Consider the following 14,795-nt stretch of genomic DNA (forward strand, 5'->3'; position numbering starts at 1 on the left):
ACTTCGGCGCTGTGCGGTTGACCCCTGCCCTGATCACCGAGGCCACGCTCGCGCTCGGCGACCGTGAGGGCGAGAAGGCGATGTCCATGCGGCGCATCGCGAACGAGCTCGGCTGCGACCCGATGGCCATCTACCGCCACTTCCCCAACCGCGAGGCCCTGCTCGACGCGGTCGCCGACCAGATCGTCGACGAGGTGCCGCCGCCGGCCGAGGGCGAGCCGTGGGACGAGCGCATCCGGGCCGTGCTGACCGGGATGCGAGCGGTGGCGTTGCGCCATCCCGGGATCGCCGGTCACGTCGCCGCGCGGCCGCCGCTGGGCTCGCGGGGGCGGCGCTACGCGGGCGGGCTGCTGGCCGCGCTGGCCGAGGCGGGGCTCCCGCCGGCCGACGTCGTGCGGGCGTTCCAGGCCCTGATCGCCTACTCGGCGGCCGGCTTGCGGATGGCGGTCGACGCGGGAGAGCGCGACGCCCGCTGGCACCAGGTGAGCGGCGCGATGGACGACCTGCCGGGCGACGCCATGCCGGTGGTGGGTTCGGAGGAGCAGTTCGAGTACGGCTTGAGGCTGCTGCTCAACGGGATCCGAGTGGAGGGCCGGTTATCCACAGCCGAGGGTTGTCCACAGGGCACCCCACGTTGATCGCCGGAAATGGGGACAATCGATTTGGGGGGATCCCCCGCGGGGTGAGTTGCTTGGACGGCGGAGTGAGGTGCTTGGTCCGCGGGTGGCGCGTGGTGCGTGGTCCGTGGGTGGCCCGTGGTCCGCGGGTGGTGCGTCAGGTTGTCGCGTCGCCTGTCGCTGGAAGGGCGCGAATCTTGATCAGTTCCGCCAGCAGTGTCTCGGGGAGTCGTAGCGGCGCGAGCAGATCGCGGACGTAGCCGGCGCGGACATCGGGACTCATGCTGTTCCACGCGTCGCCGCTCGAGCGTAGGTGACGGCGGACCGCTTCGACGCGGGTCTCGTGCCCGTCGGCCGCTCGCCAGTTGGTCCAGCCGTCTCCGGGGTCGGCGGCCTCGAGAGCGTCAGCGAGGCGGTTCTGCACCGCGGCGATGTACGGGCTGCCGGCGTAGATGCTGGTGAGATCGTCGCCTTTGCTTTCGAACAGGAAGCGGTGCAGGGCCAGAATCTCGCGGTAGTCCTCGACGCGCACGGCATCAGTGTTCACAAGCGGCAGTATGCCGTTCAGAGAAGCCAACTGGCGAGGCGGTTGTAGCGGCCCTCGGTGCTCTCGAGCAGGGTGAACCCGGTTACCGGCCACGGGGCGCCCTCGTAGGCGGCCAGGGCGTTCCGTAGGGCCGGGTCGGGGGTGTAGGAGACCGTCAAGTGGGGCTGGAACGGGCGGCTGTCGCTCGGGAAGCCGGCCAGCGTCAACGCGTCGCGGATGCCCTCGCGCAGCTCGTGCAACTGAGCCACGTCACCGTCCACTCCGGCCCACGAGACTGAGCCGAAACGACCGCCGCCCGACAGGCGTAGCTCGAACGGGGGCGGGGACGGGACATCAGCCAAGGCCTCGGCGACCGGAGAGGCTGCAGCGTCGCCGAGGAACACCAGCGTGAGGTGCCACTTGTCGAGCGCGGTCAGGCGGGATGACGACGGCAGGGCGTCGAGCAGCGGCGTGAGGGCCGACGGCGGTGGGTAGACCGCGACGAAGAGCCGGGTCAGGACGACTCTCGGGCCGCGGGGCCGCCGCCGAACAGGACGTCGTCCCAGCTGGGCAGGCGCTTGCGGGGCTTGGCCTCGTCGGTCTCGCCGGACTGCTGCTGGCCCTGGCCCACCGTGCGCCGGGGGCGCAGGACGGCCAGCGACGGCACCGCCGGGACCTCCTTGGGCAGGTCGGAGTCTTCGTCGAAGGCCGAGCCGGAACCGCCGCCGAGCAGGGCCGCGGCACCGCCGGCGACCGGGCGGCGAGGCGTCTCGGCGGGGCCGGCGTCGAGGCTGCGGCTGCCCGCGGACGGGCTGAGCGGGCGGTCGAGCGAGGCGAGCAGCGCGTCACGCCCGGCCCGGATCGGGTCGCGGGTGGGACGGGCGGCCGGAGTTTCGGCGGCGGGCAGGCCGTGGCCACCGCGAGTCGGTTCGGCCGAGCGGGACGGGCCGGGCAGGCCGTGACCGCCGCGCTCGGTGAAGGCGCGCTCGGGAGCGGGCTCCTGACCCAGGATCTGGGTCGGCCGCTCGGCGCACAGGTATTGCGCCATGTCGTCGTGCGGCGACACGACCTGGCGGCCCTTGTCGAGGTCCCAGATCGCCTGGGCCGTCGCCTTGCCGGAGGGCCAGGTGGCGACGATGCGCCACGTGCCGTCCTCGCGGCGGAACGCATCCCACGAGATCTTCTCGGTGTCGATGCCGTGCTGGGCCAGGCGGCTGTCGACCACCTCGGCCAGCGGGGCGCCGGAGTCCGAAGTCTTCAGACGGGTGCGGCGGGCGTGCTGCGCCAGCATGGCGCGTTCCTGCAGCACCGGACCCGCGTAACGCAGGACGCGGTCGACCGGCACGCCGGCGATGCGGGCGACCTCTTCGGCCGACTCACCGGAACGGATGCGGGCCTGGATGTCGCGTGGGGACAGCACGGGCTGGGCGTCGGGCGCCATGACGGCGACGGCCGTGCCCGGTGAGACCGGGTGCCCATCGCTGCCGATCGCGCCGGAGACCCGGTCGTCGATCGGGAGAGCCAGGAGCCGGCCGACCTCGTCGGCGAGCACCATGGCCTGGCCGTCCTCGGAAAGGGCGACGAAGCGTACCGGCCGCATGCGTTGCCTCCGTCCCGTCGCGTTGGCCTTGCCACCCGAGCCTCATCGACCCGGGCGCATTGGGGAACACGGTACGCGCCTTGGTCACCTAATGGTGGTAAGCCACGCCGCCCAAGTTCGCTGAGCTGCGATGATCTTGAAAATTCAGAACCTTCAACTGCGGATGTACGCAGGGCGGGGTGACCAAGAGCACTAGGTCAGAACCCTGCCGGACGACGCGGCCGGCTGCAACTCCGGGCCGCAAAGCGGGCGCCGGCCGTAGTGGGTGGTCACGCGAAGGTGTCCCCGCACGAGGGCCACGCGCGGGCTAAGGTCTCCCGTTCGTGACCGGATTCCTGCGCGCGGGACGACTGGCCCGCCTCGCCCCGGCCGATCTCACCGTGGCCCAGGCCGGGCGTCTGAGGTTCCCGTCGGCGTCACGGGTCGAGAAGTTCACCCGTGACCTGGAACGAAACGGCGCGTTGCGGGCGCTGCTGCGGGCCCATCGGGGTTGGCTGGCGCTCTACTGTGTCGCCGGGCTGGGTGTCGTCGCGCTCGGGCCGGCCGTGCCCGCCCTGGTCGGCCGGGTCGCCGATGAGCTGCGGGCCGGTGCGGTGACGCCTTCCGTAGCCGCGCTGGTCGTCGGGGCCGTCGCGCTCGCGGCTGCCCTGCGCTGGCTGTCGACCTGGCTGGTGCGCGCGCTGCTCTACCAGATGACCACCCTGCTCAAGGGTGCGATCTTCGCCCGGCTGCAGCGGGTCGATCCGGCGTGGACGGCCGGCGGCGGCCGCTCGGTGAGCACCTTCCTGGTCACCGCGCCGCAGCAGGTCGCGCAGATCGCGTTCGGGGCCGAGTTTGTGGTCAACACCGTGCTGGTGCTGGCCCTCACCGGCTATCTGTCGGTGGCGTTCGGGTGGGTCGGGCTCGCGGTCGCCGGGCTGGTCGGGATGCTGGTCGCCGGGTGGCAGAGGCTGGTGCGCCGCGAGACCCGGGTGATGCACGGCTATCTGGCGTACGGGCACCGGCGCGTCGCGCTGGTCGACACGGTCACCCGGCACTGGGCGTCGATCGCCCGGCAGCAGTGGTCCCGGCCCGTGCTCGAAGCGGCCGAGCAGGCCCGGGACGGCCAGCTCGCGGCCCTGCGGTCGGCGTCGCGGCCCGGGGCGGTGCTGGCCGCGCTGGCCGGTGGCGGCACGGCGCTGGTCTGCCTGGTCGCCGTGGTGCTGGCCGGCGACCTGGGCGCGGGCCTGGCCCTGCTGCTGGTCGTGCAGCTGCTGGTCGCCGCGGTCCGCGAGAACATGTCGACCTATGGCGCGGTGGCCTGGGCCGCGACCATGACCGCCGACGTCGAGGCCCTGTTCCGCGAGGCGCCGCTGATCGCGCCGGCCGGCGACCCGCCCCGGCCCGGCGAGCGGATCGTCGTGCTGGGCGATTCCGTCGCGGTCCGGACCTATCTGGACGACCGGCCCGGACGGGTCGCCGTGGTCGCCCGCAACGAGCCCGAACTCGACGGCACGATCGCCGACAACGCGACCCTGTGGAACACCGCCTCGACCGGGCTGAGGGACGGGCTGAGGGACGGGCTGAGGGACGGGCTGGGGGCGGCGGTCGCGCGGGCCGGGCTGAGCGGGCTCTTCGCGGCGCGCGGGGACGACGGGCTGGCGACCGGGCAGCGACGGCTCTCCGACGGCGAGGCGGTGCGGCTCAGCGTGGCCCGGGCCTGGCTGTCGGCGCCGGACGTGCTGGTGGTGGACGACGCGTTCTCGGCCCTCGACCCCGCGACCGCGGCCCAGGTGAGCGCGGGTGTGTTCGGCGAGGAGGAGGGGCCGGCGCGGGTTTACGCGGGCACCCGCACCGACCCGGCGGCCTGGGCGGACACGGTGGTGCTGTGCGGGCCGGACGGTGTCGACGTGCGCAAACGGGCCGATGTGACGGCGGATGATCTGGCCCGTTGTCTCCCGGCCGAGGAGGCCCGCCGGTGGGCCGCGGCCCTGGGGCCCGCGTCGGCCGACATGCCGAAGGCGCCGCTCAGCACCCGCTCGCAGGACGCCGCCCGGGAAGGCGACGGCTCGGGGGACGCCGCCCGGGAAAGCGACCAGTCGCGGGACGCCGCCCAGGAGGGCGCCCGCTCGCGGGACGCCGCCCGGGATGCTCCGTTCACGGCTCGCGCCCGGACGGGCGTACTGGACGGGGTGGGCCTGGAATCCGACGTGGAGCCGCCGAGCCTGCGTGCGGCGGCCGCGCGACTGGCCGCTCTCTTTCCCCGGCGGGTGCTGGCGCTGACCGGGGTGCTGCTGGCCGGGCTCGTGGTGACCGAACTCGCCGTGGCCGGAACGCTCGGCGCCGAGCGGGTGAACGTGGTCGCGCTGGCGGTTCTGGCCGGGGTCGCCCTCGCCGTCGAGGGCGGATACCGGTTCGTGGTGCTGCGCGGCCCGTTGCCGGCGACCCGTCGGCTGCACCGGCGAATTCTCGAAGGGATGCTCGACCGGGGCCTGACCGAGGGCTCGGCGACCGCGGCCGGGCGGTTCACCGACGACTTCACGACGACCGAGCTGTGGTCGCCGGGGATCCTGCTGCGGGGCGTACGGGCCGTGCTCGCGACGGCGGCCTCGGTCACCGCGATGGTTCTGGCCGCCCCGGTCGCGGCGGCCGGAGTGGTGATCCTGGGCGTCCTGGCGGTGGTGCGTTACCCGTCAATGCGGCGGGCCGGCATCCGCGGCCGGGCCCTGCTGGCCGCGACCCGGGGGCCGCTGCGCACCTATGCCGGAGCCGTGTTGACCAGCCGCTCGTTCGTGCACAGCAGCGCCCTGCGGCCCGGTCTGGCCGCTCGCTTCCGTGACCTGCTGGCGATGGAGCACCTGGGCCTCTACGCCGCCCACGGCACCCGGATGGCGATCGTGGCGTCGGTCGAGGCGGCCGGGGTGCTGCTCTTCGCCGGCACGGTGGCCGCGGCCGCCTGGGCGCCGGTGGGCTGGACCGGTCTGCTGGCGGTCGCGGTCTATGCCGCGTACGCGATCGGCGAACGTTTCGCGGCCGTGGTCGAGGCCCATCAGGAAGTCGACGGCACCACTCAGGTGCTGGCCCGCGTCTACGCCCTGCTGCCCCCGGCGACCGACCCCAAGCAAGCCGAGCAGACCGAGCGAACCGAGCGAACCGAGCGAACCGAGCGAACCGAGCAAGCCGAGCGCGCCACAGCCGGTCCGGGGCCGGAGCCTGACCTGGTGACGCCGGGCCAACTGACCGTCCTGCGCGGTCCGTCCGGGGCCGGCAAGAGCACGCTGCTGAGGACCGTGCCGGGCCGCCTGGTCGAGAACGAGCCGCCGCCGCTCCCGATCCCGCTCGGCGAACTGCGCCGGCCCGACGCGCTCGCCCTGACCGGCCGCTGGTCGGCGACCCTCGGCCTGCCGAATGCCGAAAAATCAGGACAGCTGGCCGAGATGAGCGTCACCCACCGGCAGCTCGTGGCGCTGGCGACGGCCTGCGCGGACGAACCCGATGTGTTGCTGATCGACGAGACGACCAGCGCCTTCACCCCGGCCGCCGAACGGCAGCTGCTCACGCTCGTGCGCGAGCGCCTGCCGCGGGCCGCCATCGTGGCCGTGCTGCACCGCCCGGACAACACCGACCTGGCCGACCGGGTGGTCGAGCTGGGTCAGAGGCGCTCGGCAACGTAGTCGATGCAGGTGGTCAGCGCGGTCACGTCGGACGGCTCGACCGTCGGGTAGAGCGCGACCCGCAGCTGGTTGCGGCCCAGCTTGCGGTAGGGCTCGGTGTCGACGATGTCGTTGGCCCGCAGCACCTTGGCGATCGCCGCGGCGTCCACGCCCTCGAAGTCGATCGTCGCCACGGCGGCCGAGCGCAGCGCGGGGTCGGTGACGAACGGGGTCGCGTACGAGGAACGGTCGGCCCAGCCGTAGATCGCGGCCGCACTCTCGGCGCTGCGCTTCACGGCCCACGACAGACCGCCCTGCGCGTTCATCCAGTCAAGCTGCTCGGCCGCCAGGAACACCGTGGCCAGGGCAGGCGTGTTGTAGGTCTGCTCGAGGCGCGACTGCTCGATCGCGGTCACCAGGTCGAGGAACTGGGGGATGTAGCGCCCGCTCGCCTTGATCTCGAACGCGCGCTCGATCGCCGCCGGGGACATCAGGGCCAGCCAGATGCCGCCGTCGGAGCCCAGCGCCTTCTGCGGGGCGAGGTAGTAGACATCCGTCTCGCGCAGGTCGACGTCGAGGCTGCCGCCGCCCGAGGTGGCGTCGGTGAGCAGAAGCGCGCCCTCGTCGACACGGCGGACCGGAACGGCCACGCCGGTGGACGTCTCGTTGTGGACCGAGGCGTAGACGTCGACGCCGGCCTCGGCCGTGAGGTAGGCCGCGGAGCCGGCGGGGGCCCGGTGGATGGTCGGCTCGGCCAGGAAGGGCGCGTCGGTCACGGCCTTGGCGAACTTGGCCCCGAACTCACCGAACTCGGCGAACTGCGCTTTCTCCCGTACGAGACCGAACGTCGCCGTCTCCCAGAAGGCGCTGGTGCCGCCGTTGGACAGGACCACCTCATAGCCCTCGGGCATCGAGAAGAACTCGGCCAGGCCACGGCGCAGGCGGGCCACCTGCTCCTTCACCGTCTTCTGCCGGTGGGACGTGCCGAGGAACGTGCGGGACACCGCGGACAGCGACTCGACGCCCTCGGGGCGCACCTTGCTCGGGCCGGAGCCGAAGCGTCCGTCGACGGGGCGAAGGGTCTCGGGGATCCGGATGTCAGTCACGGTCAAACATTATGCGGCAGGTTGTCGTAGCCCTCGACCTGCTCCGGCTTGCGCGGCGCCGCTCCCACATAGCGGACGGACGGGTGCACGACCCGGCCCAGCTTCTTCTGCTCCAGCACGTGCGCGCTCCAGCCGGCCACCCGCGCGCAGGTGAACATCGAGCTGAACATGTGGCCCGGCACCTCGGCGAAGTCGAGCACGACGGCCGACCAGAACTCCACGTTGGTGGGCAGTGGCCGGTCGGGCTTGCGCGCCTGCAGCTCGGCCAGCGCGGCCTGTTCGAGCGCCACCGCGACCTCGTAGCGCGGGGCGCCCAGCTCGCGGGCCGTGCGCTTGAGCACGCGCGAGCGCGGGTCTTCGGCGCGGTAGAGCCGGTGACCGAAGCCCATCAGCCGCTCGCCGCGGTCGAGGACACCCTTGACGTACGACTCGGCGTCGCCGCTGCGCTCGACGTCTTCGAGCATGGTCAGCACCCGGGCCGGGGCGCCGCCGTCGAGCGGGCCGGAGAGCGCCCCGATGCCGGAGGAGATGCAGGCGGCCACGTCGGCCCCGGTCGAGGCGACCACGCGGGTGGTCAGCGTGGAGGCGCTCATGCCGTGTTCGGCGGCCGAGATGAAATAGGCGTCGACCGCCTTGACGTGCCGCGGGTCGGGCTCGCCCCGCCAGCGGCGCATGAACCGCTCGACGATCGTCTCGGCCTTGTCGATGTCTTTCTGCGGCACGGCCGGCAGGCCCAGCCCGCGGGCGGCCTGGGCGACGAACGAGAGCGCGGTGACCGACACCCGGGCCAGGTCGCGCCGGGCCTGGTCGTCGGAGATGTCGAGCAGCTGGTCGAGACCCCAGTAGGGGGCGAGCATGGCGACCGCCGACTGCACGTCGACCCGGATGTCGCCGGAGTGCACCGGCACCGGGAACGGTTCCGCCGGGGGCAGCCCGGGACCGAAGCGCCCGTCGACGAGCAGGCCCCAGACATTGCCGTACGAGACCTGGCCGATGAGGTCCTCGATGTCGACGCCGCGGTAACGCAGTGCGCCACCGGCCTCGTCGGGGTCGGCGATCTCGGTCTCGAAGGCCACCACGTCCTCGAGCCCGGGCTTGAAGTCGGTCACGACCCTCCTGCCACCAGAATGCTGTAGGTGTTTCATCTTGCTCGTCAGGTAACGGCAGGTCGACCCACCGCGATGTGCTCTCCGCGACACCCATCCTCACCGACCTGACGGACGGCCCGAAGCGACTTAGGGTCGTTTGCGGTGCTAACGATCCCCGGAAGCACGGTCCCAGGAAGCACGATCCCCGGAAGCACGATCTCCGGAAACGGAAAATCAGAAAGCTGGAACGCTCGTGACCCTCGAACCGCCGTCGCCCGCGAGCATGCGACGTGACTACACCGCGCGCGGGGCGCTGCTCGAGACGGACCTCGCGGCCGACTGGCGCACCCAGTTCGAGGCGTGGTTCAGCGACGCCACCGGGTTCGGGCTGCCCGAGCCGAACGCGATGATCGTGTCGACCGCCACCCCCGAGGGCCGGCCGAGCGCGCGCACGGTGCTGCTCAAGGAGTACGACGAGCGCGGGTTCGTGTTCTTCACCAACTACACCTCGCGCAAGGGGTCCGAGCTCGCGGCCAACCCGTACGCGAGCCTGGTCTTCCCGTGGTTCGGCATGCAGCGCCAGGTGCTGGTGGCCGGGGCGGTCGAGCGGGTCGGGCGGGCCGAGACCGAGGAATACTTCGCCTCCCGGCCGCGCGGATCGCAGCTGGGCGCGTGGGCCAGCCCGCAGTCGTCGGTGCTGCCCGACCGGGAGACGCTCGACGCGAGCCTGGCCGCCGTCGAGGAGCGCTTCGGCGACGGTCCGGTGCCGCCGCCCGGGCACTGGGGCGGCTTCCTGGTGCGGCCCGAGACGGTCGAGTTCTGGCAGGGGCGGAGCAGCCGCCTGCACGATCGGCTGCGCTACCGCCGTACGGGAAACGGGTCTTGGGTCGTCGAAAGGCTGGCGCCGTGAGTCAGGACGCGGTCGAGGCCACCGAGAAGGTGACCGAGCGCCGGTCCTGGGTGATCGACATCCGCCCGCTGAGGGTGACCGCCTACCGCCGGATGTGGATCGGCAACGGCGTCTCGTTCTTCGGGTTCCAGTTCACCTCGGTGGCCGTCCCGGTCGAGATGTACGCGATCACGAACTCCTCGGCCTGGGTCGGGCTGCTCGGCGTGGCCGGTCTGGTGCCGTTGCTGATCTTCGGGCTGTGGGGCGGCGCGGCGGCCGACGTGGTCGATCGCCGCAAACTGCTGCTGGCCAGTTCGATGCTGGCCTGGATCGCCACCGTCGGGCTGCTCGTGCAGGCGCTGTTCGCCGTGAACAGCGCCTGGCTGCTGCTCGCGCTGACCGCCGTGCAGTCGGCCGGCTTCGCGATCAGCTCACCGACCCGGCAGGCGATCATCCCGCGCATCGTGCCGTCCGGGCTCGTCCCGGCGGCGAACACGCTCGCCTACACGACCACCACGGCCGGGGGCGTGCTCGGACCGCTGGCGGCCGGGCTGATCTTCGCGGTCTCCGGCACCGGCGCCGGCGTCACCACGGCCTACCTGGTCGACGCCGTGCTGTTCACGATCTCGTTCTGGGCCACCTGGCGGCTGCCGCCGATCCCGCCGGTCGAGCACGGGCCGGGCGAGGACAAGCCCACCGCCGGCCTGCGCGGCATCGCCGTCGGCCTGCGCTTCCTGGTGACCCAGCCGGTGCTGCTGCTCTCGTTCGCGGTCGACATCGTCGCGATGGTGTTCGCCATGCCGCGGGCGCTGTTCCCCGAGGTCGCGGTCGACCGGTTCGGCGGCGACTGGGCGGTCGGCTGGCTGTTCAGCGCGATCGCGATCGGCTCGGTGGTGGGCGGCCTGACCTCGGGCTGGATCGGCCGGATCAAACGCCAGGGCCTGGCCCTGGTGATCGCCGTGGTCGCCTGGGGCATCGCGATCGGGCTCTCCGGCCTGGCCCACAGCCTGTGGCTGATGGTGCTGCTGCTGGCCGTGGGCGGCGCGGCCGACCTGGTCAGCGCCGTCTACCGGCAGTCGATCCTGCAGGTCTTCGCGCCCGACCGGCTCCGCGGCCGGCTCCAGGGCGTGTTCACGGTCGTGGTCGCGGGCGGACCCCGGCTGGGCGACCTGCGGGCGGGCGCCACCGCCGACCTCACCTCGCCCGCCGTCTCGTGGGCCGGCGGCGGGTTCGTGGCCGCCGGTCTGGCCGTCGCTCTCGCCGCCGCCTTCCCGGCCCTGCTCAGATACCGCCCGCCCGCCGTGCAAGCCGCCGCTACGGACGACGATGCGAACCGATAATGTCCAAGCCATGACGAGTGTCGTTGCCGCGAAGTCCGGCACCCAGTGGTCCATCGAGTCGGACGGGCAGAGCGCCGTCGTCGTGGAGGTCGGCGGCACGCTGCGCGGCTATTCCGTCGGCGACGTGCCGGTGCTCGACGGCTTCGAGGCCGACGAGCTCTCCCCGGCCTCGGCCGGTCAGATCCTCGCGCCCTGGCCCAACCGCATCCGCGACGGTAAGTACACCTTCGAGGAGCAGTCCTACCAGCTCTCGCTCACCGAGCCGGCCCGGCACAACGCCATCCACGGGCTGGTCAACTGGAGCAGCTGGACGCTGGTCGAGCAGACCGCGTCGTCGGTCACCCTGCAGTTCGAGCTGCCCGCCCAGATCGGCTACCCATGGTGGCTGACCCTGCGCTCCACCTGGTCGATCTCGGCCGACGGGCTGCGCTGCGACCAGACGGTCGTGAACAACTCGCCGTCGAACGCGCCCTGGGGCTACTCGGTGCACCCCTACGTCCAGCTGCCGGGCGTGAGCGTGAACGACACCCTGCTGCACGTGCCGGGTCGCACCCGGATCGTGGCCGACGGCCGCCTGCTGCCGATCGGCTCGAACGCGGTGGCCGGCACGGAGTACGACTTCACCGAGCCCCGCAAGATCGGTGACCTGGTGCTCGACACCTCGTTCGGCGACATCACGCACGATGCCGACGGCATCACCGAGGTGACCATCGCCGACCCGTCCTCCGACCGCAAGGTCGTGGTCTGGGCCGACGAGAAGTTCAAGTTCTGGCAGGTCTTCTCGGGCGACACGCTGCACGGTGAGCGGTTCCGCCGGTCGCTGGCGATCGAGCCGATGACCTGCCCGCCCGACGCGTTCCGCACCGGCCGCGACCTGATCGTGCTGGCCCCCGGCGAGAGCTGGTCGGCTTCGTGGGGAATCCGGGGCTGACCCGCAGTGGATTTCGAAGAGGTTCTGCGCAAGCGGCGGATGGTCCGGAGCTACGACCCGGACCGTCCGGTCCCGTCCGAGATCGTCGACAAGATCGTGCGGCACGGGCTGCGGGCGCCGAGCGCCGGCTTCTCCCAGGGCTGGAGCTTCCTGGTCCTGACCGAACCGAAGGACCGCGAGCTCTACTGGTCGTCGACCGCCGGTGACGGCGCGCCCGACGAGTGGCTGGCCCGGATGAGCACGGCACCGGTGATCGTTGTGTGCTTCTCGAACAAGTCGGTCTACCTGGAGCGTTACGCCCAGCCTGACAAGGGCTGGACCGACAAGGACGAGGCGCGCTGGCCGGTGCCGTACTGGGACATCGACACCGGCTTCGCCGCGCTGTTGATGCACCTCAGCGCGGTCAACGAGGAACTGGGCTCCTGCTTCTTCGGCATCCCGGTGCCGGCTGTCGCGGGCTTCAAGGAGGCGTTCGGGGTTCCGGACGAGTTCAACCCGGTCGGGGTGCTCACCGTCGGCTATCGGGCACCGGACAAGAGGTCTCCGTCACTCAAGCGCGGGCACCGCCCGGTGGACGATGTGGTGCATCATGGCCGATGGGCCGCGCCGAGAGAGGGTTAGGCTGTGCTGATGGGTTCGGGAGAGGGGGATCGGCCGTGATCTTCAAGGCGGTCCGGGACGGCGCTCCGTATCCCGATCACCACACCACCCTCAAGGCGTGGGCCGAGATCCCGCCGCGCCCGATCCGGCTGGCCGATCTGATCACGACGAAGCGCGAGCTGGCGCTCGACAAGCTGCTCGCCGAAGACTCGACGTTCTACGGCGACCTCTTCCCGCACGTCGTGGAATATCAGGGCCATCTCTACCTGGAAGACGGCCTGCACCGCGCGCTGCGGGCGGCGCTGCAGCAGCGCAACCAGATCCACGCCCGGGTCCTGGTCGTCGACTGATGGTCGCGCCGCTCGATCTTCTCGACCTCGACACGCTGCTGAACGACGAGGAACGCGACATCCGCGAGGTCGTGCGCCGGGTGGCCGACGACCGCGTACGCCCGCACGTCGCCGGCTGGTACGAGTCGGGCACCACCCCGGTCCGCGAGCTGGCCCTCGAGTTCGGCAAGCTCGGCCTGCTCGGCATGCACCTGACCGGCTACGGCTGCGCCGGCGCCTCGGCCGTCTCCTACGGCGTGGCCTGCATGGAGCTCGAGGCGGCCGATTCCGGGGTGCGTTCGCTGGTCAGCGTGCAGGGTTCGCTCGCCATGTACGCCATCTGGAAGCACGCCTCCGAGGCGGAGAAGCAGCGCTGGCTGCCCGGCATGGCGACCGGCGAGCTGATCGGCTGCTTCGGGCTGACCGAACCCGACCACGGCTCCGACCCAGCCAACATGTCGACCCGGGCCCGCCGCGACGGCGACGACTGGATCCTCGACGGCGGCAAGATGTGGATCACCAACGCGCCGGTCGCCGACGTCGCCGTGATCTGGGCCCGCGCCGAGGAGGGCGTGGTTGGCTTCGCGGTGCCGACCGACACGCCCGGCTTCTCGGCGCGCGAGATCAAGCACAAGATGTCGCTCCGCGCGTCCAGCACGGGCGAGATCACGCTCGACGGCGTCCGCCTTCCCGATTCGGCCCGCTTCCCCGAGGCGCGCGGGCTCAAGGCGCCGCTGTCCTGCCTGACCGAGGCCCGGTTCGGCATCATCTGGGGCTCGATGGGCGCGGCCCGTGACTGCCTGCGGGTCGCGATCGACTATGCGACCACCCGGGAACAGTTCGGCCGGCCGATCGGCGGCTTCCAGCTCACCCAGGCCAAGCTGGCCGACATGTCGCTCGAACTGCAGAAGGGCTTCCTGCTCGCGCTGCACCTGGGCCGCCTGCGCGACTCGGCCGGCTCGCTGCGGCCCGAGCAGGTCAGCGTGGGCAAGCTCAACAACGTGCGCGAGGCGATCGCAATCGCGCGGACCTGCCGGACGATTCTGGGCGGCAATGGGATCAGCGGGGAATATCCCGTTATGCGCCATGCGAACAATTTGGAGAGCGTCCTCACCTACGAGGGAACATCCGAGATCCATCAGCTGGTCATCGGCCAGAAATTGACCGGATTGAACGCTTTCGCCTGACGGTCCGCTGCGGATGTCGTACCCCCCTCGTACCTTGAAGTCATGGCCAAGTCACCGGACGCTTCCACCTCCACCGACGTGGGAGAGCCGACACGGGAATACCCCGCCGTGCCGACGGAGCAGCCCGCCGCGCCGCCCGAGACCGCTTCGGCGCCGCCCGAGCCCGCACCCCGCGTCAGCGGCTTCGCACGCCTGCTGATCTTCACGTTCTTCGTCTTCGCGCTGATGGTCGCGGCCTGCCTCGGCCTGCGCGCGGTGAACGTGCTGCCCAGCTTCGACAACCCGTTCTCCGACAAGACCACCGACCGCAGCCAGCCGGTGCTGCTGCAGTCCATGCGTGACCTCAGCCGCTACGTCGCGGCTGACGGCACCTTCCAGGTCATCGTCGACCTGCAGGAGAACAAGGAGAACATCCCCGACTTCCTGGTCAACCGGCGCACGCTGTTCGTCGGCTCGGGCACGGTCGAGGAATACGTCGAGTTCGGATCCCTGGCCGACGACGCCTTGACGATCGACAACGACAAGAACACGGTGACGATCACGCTGCCGCCGCCACAGCAGGGCACGGCCAACCTCGACATGCAGAAGAGCTATGTCGTGGCCGAGGAGCGTGGCTTGTTCAACCGCATCGGCGACGCCTTCCGCAGCGACCCGGGCAAGCAGCAACAGGTCTACGCCCTAACCCAGCAGCGCATCACCGAGGCCGCCCGGGCCAGCGGCCTCGACGCCCGGGCCAAACAGAACACCGAGCGCATGCTCGAGAGCCTGTTCACCCGGCTCGGCTATCAGACGGTGACCGTCACGTTCGATACGCCGTAGGAGCAAGGCACACCGTAGAGGCAAGACGCGCCCTTGAAGCAGGACGCGCCCTTGAAACAGAACAGGCCGTAGAAGCGACACGGGCCTCGCCGGAAGGCGAGGCCCGTGCGGAAAAGTGGCACCCGTAACGG

Annotated in this window: 14 protein-coding genes; 9 read left to right on the forward strand and 5 right to left on the reverse strand. The window is 71.6% G+C overall.

The annotated features are described in order from the left end of the window. Nucleotides 1-11: 11 nt before the first annotated feature. Nucleotides 12-638, forward strand: coding sequence for a TetR/AcrR family transcriptional regulator (locus JIG36_RS21140; protein ID WP_203378067.1), 627 nt, complete (start codon nucleotides 12-14; stop codon nucleotides 636-638). A 136-nt stretch (nucleotides 639-774) separates the two neighbouring features. Here the strand turns inward: JIG36_RS21140 and JIG36_RS21145 are convergent, their stop codons facing one another. From JIG36_RS21145 to sepH, 3 genes are read right to left on the reverse strand one after another with little or no spacing between them, the layout of a single operon-like run. Further along, nucleotides 775-1,149: a hypothetical protein gene (locus JIG36_RS21145; RefSeq protein WP_307872826.1), complete on the reverse strand. Its 375-nt coding sequence runs from the start codon at nucleotides 1,147-1,149 to the stop codon at nucleotides 775-777. Nucleotides 1,150-1,181: 32 nt separating this feature from the next. Next, the gene (gene thpR / locus JIG36_RS21150; RefSeq protein ID WP_203378265.1) at nucleotides 1,182-1,709 is read right to left on the reverse strand and encodes an RNA 2',3'-cyclic phosphodiesterase; all 528 of its coding nucleotides are present in this window, start codon (nucleotides 1,707-1,709) and stop codon (nucleotides 1,182-1,184) included. Continuing rightward, the gene (gene sepH / locus JIG36_RS21155; RefSeq protein ID WP_203378069.1) at nucleotides 1,658-2,743 is read right to left on the reverse strand and encodes a septation protein SepH; all 1,086 of its coding nucleotides are present in this window, start codon (nucleotides 2,741-2,743) and stop codon (nucleotides 1,658-1,660) included. The genes thpR and sepH overlap by 52 nt, the downstream gene beginning before the upstream one ends. Before the next feature lie 323 nt (nucleotides 2,744-3,066). Here sepH and JIG36_RS21160 point away from each other — a divergent pair, with 323 nt between their 5' ends. Then, complete coding sequence (locus tag JIG36_RS21160; protein ID WP_203378070.1) at nucleotides 3,067-6,396, forward strand: hypothetical protein; 3,330 nt, start codon at nucleotides 3,067-3,069, stop codon at nucleotides 6,394-6,396. Here the strand turns inward: JIG36_RS21160 and serC are convergent. Together serC and JIG36_RS21170 are read right to left on the reverse strand one after the other, a co-directional pair. Further along, entirely contained in the window at nucleotides 6,375-7,487 is a 1,113-nt protein-coding gene (gene serC, locus JIG36_RS21165; protein WP_203378071.1) for a phosphoserine transaminase, read from the reverse strand. The genes JIG36_RS21160 and serC overlap by 22 nt on opposite strands. Beyond that, the gene (locus JIG36_RS21170) at nucleotides 7,484-8,590 is read right to left on the reverse strand and encodes a citrate synthase 2 (RefSeq protein ID WP_203378072.1); all 1,107 of its coding nucleotides are present in this window, start codon (nucleotides 8,588-8,590) and stop codon (nucleotides 7,484-7,486) included. The genes serC and JIG36_RS21170 overlap by 4 nt, the downstream gene beginning before the upstream one ends. A gap of 262 nt (nucleotides 8,591-8,852) precedes the next feature. On the opposite strand from JIG36_RS21170, the gene pdxH reads away from it, so the two are divergent. The 7 genes from pdxH to JIG36_RS21205 are packed head-to-tail and all read left to right on the forward strand — an operon-like array spanning nucleotide 8,853 to nucleotide 14,664. Continuing rightward, complete coding sequence (gene pdxH / locus JIG36_RS21175; protein WP_203378266.1) at nucleotides 8,853-9,479, forward strand: pyridoxamine 5'-phosphate oxidase; 627 nt, start codon at nucleotides 8,853-8,855, stop codon at nucleotides 9,477-9,479. Next, on the forward strand, nucleotides 9,476-10,798 hold the full coding sequence (locus JIG36_RS21180) for an MFS transporter (RefSeq protein WP_203378073.1): 1,323 nt from the start codon (nucleotides 9,476-9,478) through the stop codon (nucleotides 10,796-10,798). Before pdxH ends, JIG36_RS21180 begins: the two co-directional genes overlap by 4 nt. A 10-nt stretch (nucleotides 10,799-10,808) precedes the next feature. After that, nucleotides 10,809-11,729 (forward strand): aldose 1-epimerase family protein, encoded by a 921-nt coding sequence (locus JIG36_RS21185; protein ID WP_203378074.1) that lies wholly within the window; start codon nucleotides 10,809-10,811, stop codon nucleotides 11,727-11,729. Nucleotides 11,730-11,735: 6 nt separating this feature from the next. Then, complete coding sequence (locus JIG36_RS21190) at nucleotides 11,736-12,350, forward strand: nitroreductase family protein (RefSeq protein WP_203378075.1); 615 nt, start codon at nucleotides 11,736-11,738, stop codon at nucleotides 12,348-12,350. A gap of 35 nt (nucleotides 12,351-12,385) precedes the next feature. Then, nucleotides 12,386-12,679: a type II toxin-antitoxin system VapB family antitoxin gene (locus tag JIG36_RS21195; RefSeq protein WP_202993985.1), complete on the forward strand. Its 294-nt coding sequence runs from the start codon at nucleotides 12,386-12,388 to the stop codon at nucleotides 12,677-12,679. After that, nucleotides 12,679-13,845 carry an acyl-CoA dehydrogenase family protein gene (locus JIG36_RS21200; RefSeq protein ID WP_203378076.1) on the forward strand — a complete coding sequence of 389 codons (1,167 nt, stop codon included), beginning with the start codon at nucleotides 12,679-12,681 and terminating at the stop codon, nucleotides 13,843-13,845. Before JIG36_RS21195 ends, JIG36_RS21200 begins: the two co-directional genes overlap by 1 nt. Nucleotides 13,846-13,887: 42 nt before the next feature. Continuing rightward, nucleotides 13,888-14,664, forward strand: a complete 777-nt coding sequence (locus tag JIG36_RS21205; RefSeq protein ID WP_203378077.1) for a DUF4230 domain-containing protein — start codon at nucleotides 13,888-13,890, stop codon at nucleotides 14,662-14,664. Nucleotides 14,665-14,795: the final 131 nt, after the last annotated feature.

The organism is Paractinoplanes ovalisporus (assembly GCF_016834655.1).
Lineage (GTDB): Bacteria > Actinomycetota > Actinomycetes > Mycobacteriales > Micromonosporaceae > Actinoplanes > Actinoplanes ovalisporus.

Bases quoted from the DNA above. Each gene is read 5' to 3' on its own strand.
- sepH (WP_203378069.1), bottom strand. From the start codon at position 2,743: ATGCGGCCGGTACGCTTCGTCGCCCTTTCCGAGGACGGCCAGGCCATG.
- pdxH (WP_203378266.1), top strand. From the start codon at position 8,853: ATGCGACGTGACTACACCGCGCGCGGGGCGCTGCTCGAGACGGACCTC.
- JIG36_RS21185 (WP_203378074.1), top strand. From the start codon at position 10,809: ATGACGAGTGTCGTTGCCGCGAAGTCCGGCACCCAGTGGTCCATCGAG.
- JIG36_RS21200 (WP_203378076.1), top strand. From the start codon at position 12,679: ATGGTCGCGCCGCTCGATCTTCTCGACCTCGACACGCTGCTGAACGAC.
- JIG36_RS21205 (WP_203378077.1), top strand. From the start codon at position 13,888: ATGGCCAAGTCACCGGACGCTTCCACCTCCACCGACGTGGGAGAGCCG.